General features: G+C 66.1%; 18 protein-coding genes. 2 read left to right on the top strand and 16 right to left on the bottom strand.

The genetic code is table 11. The annotated features are described in order from the left end of the window. Positions 1-7: 7 nt before the first annotated feature. The 15 genes from lepA to CBM2588_RS11650 form a co-directional block, all read right to left on the bottom strand. Positions 8-1801: a translation elongation factor 4 gene (lepA, locus tag CBM2588_RS11580; protein WP_115680632.1), complete on the bottom strand. Its 1794-nt coding sequence runs from the start codon at positions 1799-1801 to the stop codon at positions 8-10. Between the two features lie 197 nt (positions 1802-1998). Next, positions 1999-2304: a glutaredoxin family protein gene (locus tag CBM2588_RS11585; protein WP_115680633.1), complete on the bottom strand. Its 306-nt coding sequence runs from the start codon at positions 2302-2304 to the stop codon at positions 1999-2001. A gap of 6 nt (positions 2305-2310) precedes the next feature. After that, on the bottom strand, positions 2311-3801 hold the full coding sequence (locus CBM2588_RS11590) for a DegQ family serine endoprotease (RefSeq protein ID WP_115680634.1): 1491 nt from the start codon (positions 3799-3801) through the stop codon (positions 2311-2313). Between the two features lie 129 nt (positions 3802-3930). Beyond that, the gene (locus CBM2588_RS11595) at positions 3931-5010 is read right to left on the bottom strand and encodes a MucB/RseB C-terminal domain-containing protein (protein WP_115681467.1); all 1080 of its coding nucleotides are present in this window, start codon (positions 5008-5010) and stop codon (positions 3931-3933) included. Between the two features lie 8 nt (positions 5011-5018). After that, positions 5019-5648, bottom strand: coding sequence for a sigma-E factor negative regulatory protein (locus tag CBM2588_RS11600; RefSeq protein ID WP_115680635.1), 630 nt, complete (start codon positions 5646-5648; stop codon positions 5019-5021). Positions 5649-5768: 120 nt separating this feature from the next. Continuing rightward, the gene (gene rpoE / locus CBM2588_RS11605) at positions 5769-6368 is read right to left on the bottom strand and encodes an RNA polymerase sigma factor RpoE (RefSeq protein WP_010814682.1); all 600 of its coding nucleotides are present in this window, start codon (positions 6366-6368) and stop codon (positions 5769-5771) included. Positions 6369-6424: 56 nt separating this feature from the next. After that, entirely contained in the window at positions 6425-7033 is a 609-nt protein-coding gene (locus CBM2588_RS11610) for a hypothetical protein (RefSeq protein ID WP_231942132.1), read from the bottom strand. Then, positions 7014-8246 carry a beta-ketoacyl-ACP synthase II gene (gene fabF, locus CBM2588_RS11615; RefSeq protein WP_115680637.1) on the bottom strand — a complete coding sequence of 411 codons (1233 nt, stop codon included), beginning with the start codon at positions 8244-8246 and terminating at the stop codon, positions 7014-7016. The genes CBM2588_RS11610 and fabF overlap by 20 nt, the downstream gene beginning before the upstream one ends. A 190-nt stretch (positions 8247-8436) precedes the next feature. Beyond that, entirely contained in the window at positions 8437-8676 is a 240-nt protein-coding gene (gene acpP, locus CBM2588_RS11620) for an acyl carrier protein (RefSeq protein ID WP_008644813.1), read from the bottom strand. Positions 8677-8845: 169 nt separating this feature from the next. Further along, positions 8846-9595, bottom strand: a complete 750-nt coding sequence (gene fabG / locus CBM2588_RS11625) for a 3-oxoacyl-ACP reductase FabG (RefSeq protein ID WP_092309615.1) — start codon at positions 9593-9595, stop codon at positions 8846-8848. Between the two features lie 16 nt (positions 9596-9611). Beyond that, positions 9612-10541 (bottom strand): ACP S-malonyltransferase, encoded by a 930-nt coding sequence (gene fabD / locus CBM2588_RS11630; protein ID WP_115680638.1) that lies wholly within the window; start codon positions 10539-10541, stop codon positions 9612-9614. A gap of 83 nt (positions 10542-10624) precedes the next feature. Further along, positions 10625-11605: a beta-ketoacyl-ACP synthase III gene (locus CBM2588_RS11635; RefSeq protein ID WP_012353318.1), complete on the bottom strand. Its 981-nt coding sequence runs from the start codon at positions 11603-11605 to the stop codon at positions 10625-10627. Between the two features lie 53 nt (positions 11606-11658). After that, on the bottom strand, positions 11659-12738 hold the full coding sequence (gene plsX / locus CBM2588_RS11640) for a phosphate acyltransferase PlsX (RefSeq protein WP_062800881.1): 1080 nt from the start codon (positions 12736-12738) through the stop codon (positions 11659-11661). 165 nt (positions 12739-12903) lie between these two features. After that, on the bottom strand, positions 12904-13083 hold the full coding sequence (gene rpmF / locus CBM2588_RS11645; RefSeq protein ID WP_010814675.1) for a 50S ribosomal protein L32: 180 nt from the start codon (positions 13081-13083) through the stop codon (positions 12904-12906). Positions 13084-13202: 119 nt separating this feature from the next. Then, positions 13203-13793 carry a DUF177 domain-containing protein gene (locus tag CBM2588_RS11650; RefSeq protein ID WP_115680639.1) on the bottom strand — a complete coding sequence of 197 codons (591 nt, stop codon included), beginning with the start codon at positions 13791-13793 and terminating at the stop codon, positions 13203-13205. Between the two features lie 194 nt (positions 13794-13987). On the opposite strand from CBM2588_RS11650, the gene CBM2588_RS11655 reads away from it, so the two are divergent. Together CBM2588_RS11655 and CBM2588_RS11660 are read left to right on the top strand one after the other, a co-directional pair. Further along, entirely contained in the window at positions 13988-14587 is a 600-nt protein-coding gene (locus CBM2588_RS11655) for a Maf-like protein (RefSeq protein WP_115680640.1), read from the top strand. A 25-nt stretch (positions 14588-14612) separates the two neighbouring features. Further along, positions 14613-15344, top strand: coding sequence for an SAM-dependent methyltransferase (locus CBM2588_RS11660; protein ID WP_115680641.1), 732 nt, complete (start codon positions 14613-14615; stop codon positions 15342-15344). 73 nt (positions 15345-15417) lie between these two features. Here the strand turns inward: CBM2588_RS11660 and CBM2588_RS11665 are convergent, their stop codons facing one another. Next, a complete protein-coding gene (locus CBM2588_RS11665; protein ID WP_115680642.1) occupies positions 15418-16596 on the bottom strand; it encodes a S49 family peptidase in 1179 nt (392 codons plus the stop codon). Positions 16597-16617 lie beyond the last annotated feature (21 nt).

The raw sequence follows: 16617 nt of genomic DNA on the forward strand, positions 1-16617 counted from the left end.
GTGGCAATTATTTGTCGTCGACTTGCAGGATGGCCAGGAAGGCCTCCTGCGGAATCTCGACGGTGCCGACCTGCTTCATCCGCTTCTTGCCCGCCTTCTGCTTTTCCAGCAGCTTCTTCTTGCGCGAGATATCGCCGCCGTAGCACTTGGCCAGCACGTTCTTGCGCAGCGCCTTGACGTTTTCACGCGCGATGATATTGGAGCCGATGGCGGCCTGAATCGCCACGTCATACATCTGGCGCGGAATGATCTCGCGCATCTTGGCGGCGACCTCGCGCCCGCGATATTGCGAATTGGAGCGGTGCACGATCACCGACAGCGCATCGACCTTGTCGCTGTTGATCAGGATGTCGACCTTGACCACGTCGGAGGGCCGATATTCCTTGAACTCGTAATCCATCGACGCATAGCCGCGCGACACCGACTTCAGGCGATCGAAGAAATCGAGCACGATTTCCGCCATCGGGATCTCGTAGGTCAGCTGCACCTGCTTGCCGTGGTAGCTCATATTGATCTGCGTGCCGCGCTTCTGCGTGCACAGCGTGATCACCGAGCCGACATATTCCTGCGGCATGTACAGGTTGACGGTAACGATCGGCTCCAGGATGGCGTCGATCTTGCTCGGGTCCGGCATCTTGGCCGGGTTTTCCACGGTGACGGTGGAACCATCGCGCATCTGCACCTGATAGACCACCGTGGGCGCGGTGGTGATCAGGTCCATGTCGAACTCGCGCTCCAGGCGCTCCTGCACGATCTCCATGTGCAGCAGGCCAAGGAAGCCGCAGCGGAAGCCGAAGCCCAGCGCCTGCGAGACTTCAGGCTCGAACATCAGCGAGGCGTCGTTGAGCCGCAGCTTTTCCAGCGACTCGCGCAGCGCCTCGTACTGGTTGGCTTCGACCGGGTACAGGCCGGCGAACACCTGCGGCTTGACTTCCTTGAAGCCCGGCAGCGGCGCTCCGGCCTTGCGCTGCACGGTGGTGATGGTGTCGCCGACCTTGGCGGCCTTCAGTTCCTTGATGCCGGCGATGACAAAGCCCACCTGCCCCGCGGTCAGCGCGTCGCGCTGGATCGACTTGGGCGTGAACACGCCGACCTGCTCGACCAAGTGCTGCGCGCCGGTGGCCATCAGCAGCACCTTGTCCTTGGTGCGCAGCGTGCCGTTGACCACGCGCACCAGCATCACCACACCGACGTAGTTGTCGAACCACGAGTCGATGATCAGCGCCTGCAGCGGCGCGTCGGCATCGCCCTTGGGCGGTGGCACCTTGGCGATCAGCGCCTCGATCACGTCCTGCACGCCCTGGCCGGTCTTGGCCGAGCACGGCGTGGCATCCTGCGCGTCGATGCCGATGACGTCCTCGATCTCCTGGATCGCGCTGTCCGGGTCGGCCTGCGGCAGGTCAATCTTGTTCAGCACCGGCACCACTTCCACGCCCAGCTCGATTGCGGTGTAGCAGTTGGCCACGGTCTGGGCTTCGACGCCCTGCGAGGCGTCGACCACCAGCAGCGCGCCTTCGCAGGCGGACAGCGAGCGGCTGACCTCATAGCTGAAGTCGACGTGTCCGGGGGTGTCGATCAGGTTCAGGTTATAGACCTGGCCGTCGCGCGCCTTGTAGCTCAGCGCCGCGGTCTGCGCCTTGATGGTGATGCCGCGCTCTTTTTCGATATCCATCGAATCGAGAACCTGCGCTTCCATCTCCCGATCCGACAGCCCTCCGCAAAGCTGAATGATCCGGTCGGCCAGGGTGGACTTCCCATGGTCGATGTGGGCAATGATCGAGAAATTACGGATATGGTCCATCTAATGTTCAGGGAAGCGCCGGCTGAGAGCCCGGGCGGCAACAAGCAGTGGAGCGGCCCGGCGCCGCGCGCCGCAAGGCGTGCGCGGGCGTACCGCGGGTTCGGGGGGCGCAAATTTTGCGCCAATCCGCAATTTTACCGGATTTTCAATGACTTCCGGGCCGTCATCTGGTGGCGTGGCGCGGATGCCGGCGCGGCTCAGCGGGCGGTGCGCGTAGCGCCATGTGCGGCAAGCCATACCCTTGTCGCCGCTTCATCCAGGAAATAGTGGCAAAGGGGCGCGGCATGCGCCGACGAGTCCGCCGGCAAGTCCGCCGGCGTGCCGGGCATCAGCACCGGCACCAGTTCGCCAAAGCGCGCCTCCAGCGCGGCATCGGCGTCGACATCGACTTCATGCAGGATGAAAGAAAAATCGCGCCGGAGCGGCTCCAGCGCGACTTTCATGTCTTCGCAAAGATGGCAGTACGCCCGGCCGTACAGCGTCAGCGCGGGCGTGCCAGCCATGGCGTATCAGCGCACCGAGGCGGCGCCGGGTCGCAGCGTCAGCACCTGGGTGGCGTCGCCGCGCCGCACGAACACCGCGGCGATACGGCTCTTGTCCAGGCCGCGCACCAGTTCGTTGAACTGGCGCGCGTTGGTCACGTCGGTGTCGCCCAGGCGCAGGATGATATCGCCCGGACGGATGCCGGCACGCAGCGCCGGGCCGTCGGCCACGTCGACCTCGACGCCGGACTTGAGCTTGAGCTCTTTCAGGCGCGCCTCGGGCAGGTCGCTGACCACCAGGCCCAGCGCGTTGGGCTTGCCGGCCTGCGGCGCGCTGTCATCCTTCGGCGTCGCCCCGCTGCGGGCGCGGGCCTTGCCGTCCGGCTCCAGCTCGGTGACGGTGATGCTGACCTCGCGGGTCGCGCCCTTGCGCCACAGCTGCAGCGGCACGCGCGTGCCGGGCTTGGTCTCGCCGACCATGCGCGGCAGGTCCGAGGCCCGCTCGATGTCGCGGCCGTTGAACTTCAGGATGATGTCGCCCGCCTCGATGCCGGCCTTTTCGGCAGGACCGCCCGGCTCGACGCTGCCGACCAGCGCGCCGCGCGCACGGCCCAGCCCCAGCGAATCGGCGACTTCCTTCGTCACATCGCCGATCGCCACGGCGATGCGGCCGCGGGTCACACGCCCGGAGGACTTGAGCTGCTCGGACACGCGCATGGCCTCGTCGATCGGGATCGCGAACGAGATCCCCATATAGCCGCCGCTGCGGCTGTAGATCTGCGAGTTGATGCCGATCACTTCGCCGCGCAGGTTGATCAGCGGCCCGCCGGAGTTGCCGGGATTGACCGCGACGTCGGTCTGGATGAACGGCAGGTAGTCGCCGGTGTCGCGGCCCTTGGCCGAGACGATGCCGGCGGTCACGCTGTTGTCCAGCCCGAACGGCGAGCCGATCGCAAGCACCCACTCGCCGGCGCGGACCTTGTTGGAATCGCCCAGCGGCAGGCGCGGCAGGCCGCTGGCCTCGACCTTGAGCAGCGCCACGTCGGTGCGTTTGTCGGAGCCGATCAGCTTGGCCTTGAATTCACGCTTGTCCGGCAGCGTCACGTAGATGGTTTCGGCGTCGGCCACCACGTGCGCGTTGGTCATCACATAGCCATCCTGGCTGATGATGAAGCCCGAGCCCACGCCGCGGCTCTGCTCTTCCTGCTGCGGCGGCTGGCCGCGGCGCGGCGGGGTGCCCGGCGCCGGGGCGCCGGGCATCGGCACGCCGAAGAAGCGGCGGAAGAACTCGGCCATCTCGTCGTCGCCGCCCGGCACGCCGCCGCGCTGGCGCACCAGCTCGGTGGTGCGGATATTGACCACGGCCGGGCTGGCCTTCTCCACCAGGTCGGTGAAGTCGGGTAGGTTGTAATTGGAGGCAGCGGCCTGGGCGTGGCTGACTTCGGCAACGGTCGGGCCGAGCAGCATCATGGCAGCCATGACCACGGCCCGCGCCAGGGCTGGAGATCTGAACATCATCGACAACTCCCGGGATTCAGCGAAAAGAAGAAAAACCGACTGGATGTGATCCCGTGGCGGGGACCCCTGCGCCGGTTTCTTGGAGCCGGCCCCGGACGGAATCCGGGCGCCGGCCGCACCGGCTCACGCTCAGTGTACCGTCTTGGGCGGACGGTACTCTACGGCCGTCGCAAACTGGCGCACGGTGCTCGCCGGCACCTCGCCCACCACGGTAATCCAGAAATCGGCAACCCGGCGCACCACGACCTGGGTCGCACCGAGCGCGGCCACGCCTTCGCGGCGCGCACGTTGCTCGGAAACCGGCTCAATAAAGACCGACAGGCCGGTCAGCCCGTCGCTGTAGACGACCTGCAGCACTTCGAACACCTGACCGCGGGCATTGCCCGGGTTGGGCGTGCGCAGCTCGCCGAGCGGGCGGCGAACCTCGCGGATCTTCTGGAACCCCTTGAGCGGCACCGCGATCGACCAACCCTCGTCGGCGATATTGGTGGGCTGGTAGGTCACCTCATAGTGGTTCCAGTTGCTGGAATTCTTGATCGCGCCAAGGATGCGCTGCTTCTCGGACGGAACCCCGATCTGCACCTGCGAGAACGCCACCTGCTCCAGCACCTTGCCGCCGTCGCCAATGGTCTGCGCGCGCATCAGCAGGCCGGAGTTCTTTTCCGCCCACAGGCGCACCGCGTAACGCGCGGCATCGTGAGGTTCCAGCGCAAAGACCTCGCACTCCATGCCGGCCACGCGCTCGGCGGGCATCTTGCGCATGTCGTACAGGTCCAGCACATCGTTCTTGTTGGTGGCGAGCAGCGCCGGGAAGCGGTCCTTGGCTTCCTGCTTTTCCACCACCACCAGCTTGGCTTCGGGGATCAGGCTGTGCACCACGTCGTTCTGCCGCAGCACTTCACGCGGCTTGCCGTCGAGGGTTTCCAGCCGCTCGTATTCGTTGTGGACGAGGTCGCTGTAATGCTGGATGCGCGAGGCGTGCATGACGCTGCCGCGCTGGTAGATCAGCGTGCCGACATAATTCTCGCGCTGGGCGGCTTTATGGATCTTGTTGAGCCAGGCAGTGGCGTCGCGTCGGTTCAGCGTATTGTCCGAAGGCTGCGCGGTGGCCGCGGCAGCGCTCAGACACAAGGCCAGAAAAAAGGACCTGCGCAGGGCCCTAATTCTCTGCGCGCCCGCTACATAGGCGGACGAACCTCCTTTATGCATGTCCGGCATTATTCCTGCGTATTTTCCTGAGTGAAGTTCGCACCGTTGGCAACCGTGCGCATGGACGGCACGAAAGCATCCGTTGCCACTGAAGTGCGATGCGCACGCAGGTATTCGTCCAGGCGCGGGTCGCGGATCATCTGCGGCGCGTCCGCGGCAACCGTGACGATGCCGGTGGCCTGGCCGGCGGCCGGCTGCTCGGCACGGGCCACCACAGCGTCGGGCGTTCCGACCGTGGCCGGACCGCGCAACTGCGGCACCACCACCCAGCTGACCGCGGCCACGGCGGCGGCGATCGCGGTGCCCGGCATCACGCGGCGCACCCACGACGGCCTGACCAGCAGGCGATGGCGGGCGCTGGCCTGCGCCACCGCCGGCACCAGCACGTGCGGCTCGGCTTCCAGGCGCGCGGAGAAACGCGAGAGGAAATCGGCGGTGGAGCCCGCCTGCGTCAGGTCTTCGGACCGCAGCGCGTCGCCGATCAACTGGTATGTGGTCCAGTCCGAAATGCCGGCCTCGCCTTTCGCGAGATCCAGCACGGCATCGACTTCATGCGGCGCCAGTTCGCCATCCATCAATACGGAGATCTGCTCCGCTGCTTCCACTACATGAACCGACTGCTTATGAGCCTGACCCATTTCCCACCCCAAGACATTCCATTGAACACCGATAATCCCGTTACTGCTGTCGCTTATCGATGCAGGAATAGGCTGCAACGCTGGCCGCACGACATTCTTCTCTACTACCTGAACCGCCAATTACCACCGCTTGCCCTCTGCCGTTCCCAGTAGCGGGCGCAATTTCTCGGCAATCGCCTCGCGCGCGCGGAAGATCCGCGAGCGCACCGTGCCGATCGGGCATCCCATCGCTTCGGCGATTTCCTCGTAGCTGAGGCCCTCGATCTCGCGCAGCGTGATGGCGGTCCGCAATTCTTCCGGAAGTGCTTCCATCGCGCGGTTCACCGTCTCGGCGACTTGCCGCGTGTGGAGCATCGACTCCGGCGTATTGATATCCCTTAGTTGTTCACCGTCCGCAAAAGTTTCAGCCTCTTCCGCATCGATATCGCTGGACGCTTCCGGGCGGCGGCCCTGGGTGGCCAGGTAGTTCTTGGCGGTGTTGACGGCGATCCGGTACAGCCACGTGTAGAAGGCCGACTCCCCGCGGAACTGGGGCAAGGCGCGGTATGCCTTGATGAAGGCATCCTGCGCCACATCCTCGACTTCAGCGGGATCCCTGACCAGGCGCGAAATCAGGCGAATGATCTTCCGATGGTATTTGGTCACCAGAAGTTCAAAGGCCCGCTTGTCGCCCTGCTGGACGCGTTCAACTAGGAGCTGATCGGCTTCGCGTTCGCTCACGTATGGCTCACCTGCAGTGTATCTCTTGGTTTGGTCGTCACGACAAACGTTGTATTTTACCTACGATTCTCAGCCCGCCCGGTGAAGCAACGCGCATCCTGTGACCGCAAGCTAACAAAATCGTTCCCTGTCCGGGCATCAGGTTGCACCCGCAGTGCAACTCGCGCGGACCGTCGCAGCCAGCGCGCCAGCTCGGGGCCGGCGGCCTGCCAGGGGAGAAGAATGACGCCGGGCATGGCGGCGCCGCCGGGGGCAAGGCACACCACCGTAGCGCCTCCGATCTGCCAGCACTGCCGCACGATGGCCTCGCGCCGCGCACCGCCCGGTGCTTCCAGCCAGAGTCGCAGGGATCCTTCGGCATCGGCATCCTGCACGGCCGTACAGGTCCAGCGCAGGCCGCGCCACCATGCCGGCCACGCGCGCAGGGCCGCCACGGCGCCCAGTGCAAGGCCCATGGCCGCGGCGAGGTGCCACCACAGGAATCCGGCCCGGCTGCCGGCGATGGCGTCGGCCAGCGTCCGCGCCAGCAGCGCGAGCGCCAGCAATTCGCCGGCACAAAACACGAACAGGGTCCACCCCAGAGGGTGGACCCTGCCATGGCGCAGCCCCTTATGGAACTCCTTAAGGGCCCGCCTCAACCACGGATCAGGCGCGGCGGAAAACAAGCGTGCCGTTGGTGCCGCCGAAACCGAAGTTGTTCTTCACCGCCACGTCGATCTTCATCTCGCGCGCCGTGTTGGCTACGTAGTCCAGGTCGCACTCGGGATCCTGGTTGTCGAGGTTGATCGTCGGCGGCGAGACCTGGTGGTGCAGCGCCAGCACGGTGAAGACCGATTCCAGGCCACCGGCGCCGCCCAGCAGGTGGCCGGTCATCGACTTGGTCGAGTTCACCACCATCTTGTAGGCCTGGTCGCCGAATGCGGCCTTGATCGCATCGGACTCGTTCTTGTCGCCCAGCGGCGTGGAGGTGCCGTGCGCGTTCAGGTAGTGCACCTGGTCGGTGTTGATGCCGGCATCCTTGAGCGCATTGACCATGCAGCGGCGCGGGCCGTCCATGTTCGGTGCGGTCATGTGGTAGGCGTCGCCGCTCATGCCGAAGCCGATCAGCTCGGCATAGATGCGTGCGCCGCGCGCCTTCGCCGATTCGTACTCTTCCAGCATCATCACGCCCGCGCCCTCGCCCAGCACGAAGCCGTCGCGGTCCTTGTCCCACGGACGCGAGGCTGCTGCCGGATCGTCGTTGCGGGTCGACAGCGCGCGCGCGGCGGCGAAGCCACCGATGCCGAGCGGCGACACGGTCGATTCGGCGCCGCCCGCCAGCATGGCGTCGGCATCGCCGGCCTGGATCAGGCGGGCGGCCAGGCCGATGCTGTGCAGGCCAGTGGTGCATGCCGTCACCGCGGCCAGGTTCGGGCCCTTGATGCCGTGGATGATCGACAGGTGGCCGGCGATCATGTTGATGATCGAGCCAGGCACGAAGAACGGCGAAATCCGGCGCGGGCCCCGCTCGCTCAGCACGGCATGGGTATCCTCGATCATCGGCAGGCCGCCGATGCCCGAGCCGACCAGCACGCCGATGCGCTCGGCATTGGCTTCGTTCACTTCCAGGCCGCTGTCCTTGAGCGCCTGCGTCCCGGCCGCGATGCCGTAATGGATGAACGTATCCATGTTGCGGGCTTCCTTGGCCGGGATGTAGTCCTCGGCATTGAAACCCTTCACCTCGCCGGCGAAGTGCACGGACAGCGCGGAGTGATCGAATTTGGTGATGGTGGCGATGCCGGACTTGCCGGCTACCAGGTTGGCCCAGCCTTCGGCAACCGTGTTTCCGACCGGAGACACAAGGCCAAGCCCAGTGACGACGACGCGACGACGGCTCACTATGTTTTCCTACGGGTGCGTGAAACGGGAACGGAACGCGGAGTTGCCCGCCGCCGGCCCAGCGGGCCGCGCGGCGAAGCTCATTCCATTCTGCTTCTTCGAACAGACGAAAGCCACAGAAAACAGCAAGGCGCGGCCGCAACGGCCCGCCCACCTGCCTTCTGTGGCTCGGAATGCAGAGACGACGGGCTTAGGCCTTGACGTGCGCGGTGGCGTAGTCGATAGCCTGTTGCACGGTCGTGATCTTTTCGGCTTCCTCATCAGGAATTTCCATGCCGAATTCATCTTCCAACGCCATCACGAGTTCAACCGTGTCCAGCGAGTCCGCACCGAGATCGTTCACGAACGAGGATTCGTTCTTGATGTCTGCCTCGGCCACGCCAAGCTGTTCTGCAACGATTTTCTTGACGCGTTGTTCGATATTGTCCATGTAACCCTCCAGGGAAGTTCGACAAAAAGTGGGCGCATTTTAGCAGGTTTGGGACAACAGAAATGCTGCCTGCCAAGCTTTGCAAGAATCGCGCCCGATTGGTTCGGAAAACTACGACTTCCGGCAGCTTCTTCCGGCTTCTGAACCGAAAAAGAGCGCCGGAAAACCATTAATTCATGTACATCCCGCCGTTCACATGCAGGGTGGTGCCGGTGATGTAGGCGGCTTGCGGACCCGCCAGGAAGGCTACCGCATTGGCGATATCCTCGGGCTGCCCGAGGCGGCCCAGCGGGATCTGCGTCTTGAGCGAAGCATGCTGCTCTTCGGACAGCGCCTTGGTCATGTCGGTATCGATAAAGCCCGGCGCGACGCAATTGACGGTCACATTGCGGCTGCCGATTTCGGCGGCCAGCGAGCGGGTCATGCCGGCCACGCCGGCCTTGGCCGCGGAGTAGTTCATCTGGCCGGGGTTGCCGACCGAGCCCACCACCGAGGTGATATTGATGATGCGGCCCTGGCGCGCCTTCATCATCGGGCGCAGCACCGCGCGCGACAGGCGGAACACCGAGGTCAGGTTGGTCTGGATCACGGCCAGCCAGTCCTCGTCCTTCATGCGCATCGCCAGCTGGTCCTGCGTGATGCCGGCATTGTTGACCAGCACGCCGATGCCGCCGTGGCTCTTGACGATCTCGTCGATGAGCGCATCGCAGGCCGCGGCGTCGTTGACATTGAGCACGGCGCCCTTGCCCTTCAGGCCTTCGGCGCCGAGGTAGTCGGTGATGCCGGCCGCGCCGGCTTCGCTGGTCGCGGTGCCGATCACGGTGGCGCCCTGCCGCGCCAGTTCGAGCGCGATGGCGCGGCCGATGCCGCGCGAGGCGCCGGTGACCAGCGCAACCTGATTGTCGAGAAGTTTGGTCATGCGGTTGTCCTGTTGCTTACTTCAGCAGTGCCAGCGTGTCCTGCAGCGAGGCCGGATCGAAGATCGCGCCACCGCTCAGGTTGCCGTCGATGCGCTTGGTCATGCCGGCCAGCACCTTGCCCGGACCGCATTCGATCACGTGGGTGATGCCTTCGGCGCCCATCTTCTGCACGCACTCCACCCAGCGCACCGGCGCGGCGGCCTGTCGCACCAGCGCATCCTTGATCGCCTCCGGATCGCTGACGATGGCGACGTCGACGTTGTTCACCAGCGGGATCGACGGCGCAGCAAAAGCCAGGCCGGCCATGCGCTCACGCAGGCGGTCGGAGGCGGGCTTGAGCAGCGACGAGTGGAACGGCGCCGACACCGGCAGCGGCAGCGCGCGCTTGGCGCCCTTGGCCTTGGCGATCTCGCAGGCCTTCTCGACCGCGCCCTTGTGGCCGGCGATCACCACCTGCGACGGCGCGTTGAAGTTGACGGCCTCGACCACGCCCGCGGCCGACGCTTCGGCGCACGCGGCGCGCACGTCGTCATCCGACAGGCCGAGGATTGCGGCCATGCCGCCCTCGCCCACCGGCACGGCTTCCTGCATGGCCTGCGCGCGGAACCGCACCAGCGGCACGGCGTCGGCAAACGGGATCACGCCGGCGGCCACCAGCGCCGAGTACTCGCCCAGGCTGTGGCCGGCGACCAGCGCCGGCGCCGGACCGCCGGCATCGAGCCAGGCACGGTAGATCGCCACGGCGGCGGTCAGCATCACCGGTTGCGTATTGGTGGTCAGGTTCAGTTCTTCGGGAGGGCCTTCGGCGATCAGGCGGCCGAGATCCTGGCCGAGCGCGGCCGAGGCTTCTTCCACGGTGGCACGCACCACGGCGTTGTCGGCGAAGGCATTGAGCATGCCGACCGACTGCGAACCCTGGCCGGGAAATACGAAAGCGAATTTCATCGGATGGAAACCCTAACAAGAAATCGGGGGCCGGCGCCGTGGCAAGTCGTGCCTGCACGGCACGCCTGGGCACCGGCCGCGTATTACATGCGCAGCAGCACCGCGCCCCAGGTGAAGCCGCCGCCCACGCCTTCCATCAGCACGGTGTGGCCCGGGCGGATGCGGCCGTCGCGCACGGCGACGTCCAGCGCCAGCGGGATCGAGGCAGCCGAGGTGTTGCCGTGCTCGTGCACGGTGGCGACCATGCGCTCGGCGGGCAGGCCCAGTTTCTTTGCCGTGCCTTGCATGATGCGGATATTGGCCTGGTGCGGAATCAGCCAGTCGACCTGGTCGGGCGACACGCTGGCGGCTTCCATGGCTTCGCGCGCCACCTTGTCGAGCACGTTCACGGCGAGCTTGAACACCGCCTGGCCGTCCATGTGCAGGAACGGGTTGCCGGTGATGTTGCCGCCGGCGACGTTGCCCGGCACGCACAGGATGTCGACATGGCTGCCGTCCGAATGCATGGCGCTGGACAGGATGCCCGGCTCGTCGGACGCCGACAGCACCACCGCGCCGGCGCCGTCGCCGAACAGCACGCAGGTGGTGCGGTCGTTGAAGTCGAGGATGCGCGAGAACACTTCGGTACCGATCACCAGCACATTGCGGTGCGAGCCGCTGCGGATGAACTTGTCGGCGGTGGCCAGCGCGTACACAAAGCCGGAGCACACCGCCTGCAGGTCGAAGGCCGGGCAGTGGTTGGTGATGCCCAGCTTTTCCTGCACGATGCAGGCGGTGCTGGGAAACACGAAGTCCGGCGTCGAGGTGGCGACGATGATCAGGTCGATGTCCTGCCGGTCGATGCCGGCGGCCTCGATGGCCTGCTCGGCTGCCTTGACCGCCAGCGTGCTGCTGGTCACATCGGGTTCGGCCCAGTGGCGCGCCGAGATGCCGCTGCGCGAGACGATCCACTCGTCGCTGGTCTCGATGCCTTTCTCGGCAAGCTGCGCCGCCAGCTCATGGTTGGTCACGCGCCGCGGAGGCAGGTAGCTCCCGGTACCGATGATTTTTGCGTACTTGGTCATGTATTGTCGGATCGTATGGCCCGCCGGCACGCTTGACCGGCGCGCGGTGGCGCTCAGGCGACGTGGGGGCTGGGATGCGCGCCAGGCGCCTCTGTCTCCGGGGCGGGCTGGGCACCGCCTGCGGCGCTGGATTTATCGGCAAAGGCCCGGGTGATACGGGCGATCACGCCATTCTTGGCGGCATCATACCCGCGTTTGATAGCCCACTCAAAAGAATGGGCATCGGCCGAGCCGTGGCTCTTGATCACCAGCCCGCGCAGGCCCAGCAGCGACGCGCCGTTGTAGCGCGCCGGGTCGAGCCGCTTGGCCAGGCGCGACAGCACCGGCATGGCGACCGCGGCCAGCAGCTTGGTGAACCACGAGCGAGTGAATTCTTCCTTGATCATGCTGCCGATCATCTTGGCCAGGCCCTCGGTGCTCTTGAGCGCCACATTGCCGACGAAGCCGTCGCAGACCACGATGTCGGTGGTGCCCTTGAAGATGTCGTTGCCTTCCACGTTGCCGTAGAAATTCAGCTCCGAGGCGCGCAGCAGTTCGCCGGCGCGCTTGACCACCTCGTTGCCCTTGATGACTTCCTCGCCGATGTTCAGCAGGCCTACCGTGGGGTGTTCCTTGTGATCGACGACGGCCACCATGGCCTCGGCCATGCGCGCGAACTGCAGCAGGTGCTCCGGCTCGCAGTCGGCATTGGCGCCAAGGTCCAGCACCGTGGTGCCCCAGCCCTGTTCGTTGGGAATGGTGGTGGCGATGGCCGGCCGCTCGATGCCTTCGAGCGTCTTCAGCACGTAGCGCGATACCGCCATCAGCGCCCCGGTGTTGCCGGCGGAAATGCAGGCGCCGGCCAGGCCTTCCTTGACCTGGGTGACGGCAACGCGCATCGAGGAGTCGCGCTTCTTGCGCAGCGCCACCTCGACCGGGTCATCCATGGTGATGACCTCGGTGGCCTCGACGATGCTGACGCGCGGATGGTCCAGCGCGTGCAGCTTCTTCAGCTGCGCCCGGATGGCGTCGGGCAAGCCGACCAGCACCATCTCGGCATCGTCGTGGCGGGAAAGAAAACTGATCGCCGCGGGCACCGTCACGGAAACTCCGTGATCGCCGCCCATGCAGTCGATAGCGATTTTGATCGTCATTGTTCCTGGTACGGATAGCGCGGCGGCGCACGCCACGCCCGGCGGGAATTCCGAGCGCCCAACAAAAAAGCGGCAACGATCTTGCCGCTTTTTTGTGTCTGACCGATTATTGTCCGACCCACAGGCATGCGCGAGCGAGACGCAACGTCACGCCTAGCGAAGCTATCAGTCGTTCTTGGTCTTGATGACCTTGCGACCACGGTAGTAGCCGTTCGGGCTCACGTGGTGGCGCAGGTGGGTTTCGCCGGTGGTCGGCTCGACGGCCAGCGGTGCGGCCGACAGGTGGTCGTGCGAACGGTGCATGCCGCGCTTGGACGGCGACTTCTTGTTCTGTTGAACAGCCATGATGACTCCTTCGAGAATTTTTCAATATTAACACACGCATCCCGCCCAAGGCGTAGCCGGGGCCCGGCCGGATGCTTCAGATTCACCTGCAAGACCCTGCAGGCCGCGCGCTGGCGGCTTCAATGCCGGGTCTTCAGGCCGGCCAGCGCCGCGAAGGGCGAAGGCCGCTTTTCTTCCTCAGGCTCAGCTTCAGGCTGGGCCTCGCCGTCCGATCCGGTCACGAGGCTTTCGTGCACCGTCGGGCAGACGTCATGCTTGGGTGCCACCGGCAACGCCAGCAGCACTTCATCTTCTATCAGTTCCAGCAGCGAGAACCGCTTCGAGCCGGCGATCACGTCGACCTCGTCGTCGTCCATCGGCGCGGCGTCGGCCGCTTCTTCGCTTTCCACCACCTCGAAACGCGTCGCCGTATCGATCGGCTGGGCATAGGGCGCCAGGCAGCGCTGGCAATCCAGCCACATCCGGCCCTGCACCGTCACTTCGAGGAACAGCCGCTGCGCCACCGGGGCGCCGGGCTCGGCCGCCTCTTCGCGGACGAAGCCGGTTGCCGTATAGGCGAAGGTCTCATCGGGTGCCGAGGCTGGCGCTTGCGCGGCGGTCTCGGCTAAGATGCGCGGCAAATCCCGCACCGCCACCTCGCCGGCCAGGCTTTCACCCTTACGGCACATGGCGAAGAGGTCAAGCGCGCGCAGGTCAGTCGACTGGGTCATGTGCGTGGCTCCTGTCGCAAATCAATGACGGGTTCGCCACATTCATTACCTGACGGATTGCGGGCCGCGCACATTGGCGGCACTGCGCCCGGGTGCGGATGCGGCTAAACGCGCGATTATACGGTGTAAACCTTCCCGAGGTCAAAGGCCTTGCTCCGGAAGCCACACGGCTTCCTGTCCTGATTCTATTACTTATGTCTCCAGATCCTCGCCCCCGGCTGATCCTCGGCTCCGGCTCGCCCTACCGCCGCGAACTGCTGGCGCGGCTGCGCATTCCCTTCGAAGTCGCGGTGCCGGACATCGACGAAACCCCGCTGGCCGGCGAAGCGCCCGAGGCCACGGCGCTGCGGCTGTCGCAGCGCAAGGCCGAGGCCATCGCGGCGCGCCACCCCGGCGCGCTGGTGATCGGCTCGGACCAGGTGCTGACGCTGGACGGCGCCCAGATGGGCAAGCCGGGCACGCACGACAACGCCGTGGCGCAGCTGCGCCGCATGCGTGGCCGCACCGCCACCTTTCACTCGGCACTGTGCCTGCTCGATTCCCGCACGGGAAGCGCGCAGCTGACCGACGTGCAAACCCGCGTGACGATGCGCGATCTCAGCGACGCCGAAATCGAGACCTACCTGCAGCTGGAGCGCCCCTACGACGTGGCCGGCAGCGCCAAGTCCGAGGGACTCGGCATCACGCTGCTGGCGCGGGTCGAGTCCGACGATCCCACCGCGCTGGTCGGCCTGCCGCTGATCGCGCTGACCGGCATGCTGCGCCAGGCCGGCTACCCTCTCCTTACCGCATGAATCGCATCCACCTCACCCTCCCACGATGAGCGGCACCCTCTACCTGATCCCCAATACCCTGGGCAAGCGCGACGAAGCCGATCCGCTGGCCGACGTGATCCCGGCCGGCGTGCAGCAGATCGCGGCCGCGCTGGACTACCTCGTCGCCGAGAACGCCAAGACCGCGCGCGCCTTCCTGAAGAAACTGGGCGAAACCACGCCGCTGGCGCGCCCGATCCAGCAGATCGAGATCCAGGAACTGAATGTGAATACGCGCGCCGACGCCCTGGCGGCGCTGCTGGCGCCGCTGCAGGCCGGGCGCGACGGCGGCCTGCTGTCGGAAGCCGGCGTGCCGGCGGTGGCCGACCCCGGCGCCGACCTGGTGCGCCTGGCGCATGCGCGCGGCATCCGCGTGCGGCCGCTGGTGGGGCCCAGTTCGATCCTGCTGGCGGTGATGGGCTCGGGCCTGAACGGCCAGAGCTTTGCCTTCAACGGCTATCTGCCGGTCGATGCCAACGAGCGCGCGCAGCGGCTGCGCGAACTGGAACAGCGCTCGCGCAAGGCCAGCCAGACCCAGGTCTTCATCGAAACGCCGTACCGCAACGGCGCGCTGCTGGAGGCCATGCGCCAGCATTGCGCCGGCACCACGCTGCTGTCCGTGGCGGTGGACCTGACCCTGCCCGGCGAGACCATCGTCACGCTGCCGCTGTCGGACTGGCGCCCCGAGCGGATCGCGCTGCACAAGCGCCCGGCGATCTTCTCGCTGCTCGCCCTCTAGGGCAAACCACTGCACGGAAATGACAAAGGGGGCGCTTGCGCCCCCCTTTGTTCACACGCTGCCGCGCCAGGCTTCAACGCATGCCCTGCATGCCGGTGCTCCACAGCATGGTCTTCATCGCCGCGGTGCCCACGGCCGCGCCAAAGCGCTTGGCCACGCGCTCGGCGATGTTCTCCTTGACGGTGTAGTCGACGATGTCTTCGGCCTTGAACAGGTCGCGCGCCACGTACTCGGCACTGCCCAGCCCGTCGGCCAGCCCCAGCGCCACGCTGCGCTCGCCCGACCAGAACAGGCCCGAGAACAGCTCCGGGTCGTCCTTGAGCCGGTCGCCGCGGCCTTCCTTGACCACGTCGATGAACTGCTGGTGGATCTGCTTGAGCATGGCTTCGGCAAAGGCCTTCTGCTTCGGCACCTGCGGCGAGAATGGGTCGAGCATGCCCTTGTTGGCGCCCGAGGTGTAGAGCCGGCGCTCCACGCCCAGCTTGTCCATCAGCCCGGTAAAGCCGAAGCCATCCATCAGCACGCCGATCGAGCCGACGATGCTGGCCTTGTCGACATAGATCTTGTCGGCCGCCGCCGCCACGTAATAGCCGCCGGACGCACAGATTTCCTCTACCACCACGTACAGCGGCTTGGAGGGATAGAGGCCGCGCAGGCGTTGGATCTCGTCGTTGATGATGCCCGCCTGCACGGGCGAGCCGCCGGGCGAATTGATCTTCAGGATCACCCCGGCGGCGTTGTTGTCGGCAAAGGCCGCCTGCAGCGAAGCGTTGATCGCTTCGGCGCTTGCCGGCGTGCCGGCGGCGATCTCCCCTTCCAGTGTGACCATCGCGGTGTGGCGGCCGGAGGCGGTGATAGCGCCATCGCCCTTGAAGTCGAACACCGCGAACAGGATCAGCGCCAGCAGGCCGAGGGTCACCAGGCGGAAGAAAATGCGCCAGCGCCGCGCCGCGCGCTGCTCGCGCAGCGATTCGGTTAGTACTTTTTCCAGCACATCGCGCTCCCAGCCTCCGCCCACCTGTCCGCTGGCGGTGGCGCCGGCCAAGCGCGCCTTGCGCTCGCGCGCCTCCTGCCGCGCGGCGTCATCGCCCGCGCGCAGTTCGTCCTCCAGCGGGAAATCGGCGCGCTTCGCGGTCACCAGGCGCTCGGACTCCGGCTCGGGCGCCGGCCCGGCCTCGCCGGCCGGCTTGCGCGCGTCCGGCTGCCCCGGTTCGTTGGGTTCATCCGAGGGCGGCTTCTGTTGTTCTGTCATGCAAATCGCTCGTGGAAATCC

It is taken from the genome of Cupriavidus taiwanensis (assembly GCF_900250075.1).
Taxonomy (GTDB): domain Bacteria; phylum Pseudomonadota; class Gammaproteobacteria; order Burkholderiales; family Burkholderiaceae; genus Cupriavidus; species Cupriavidus taiwanensis_C.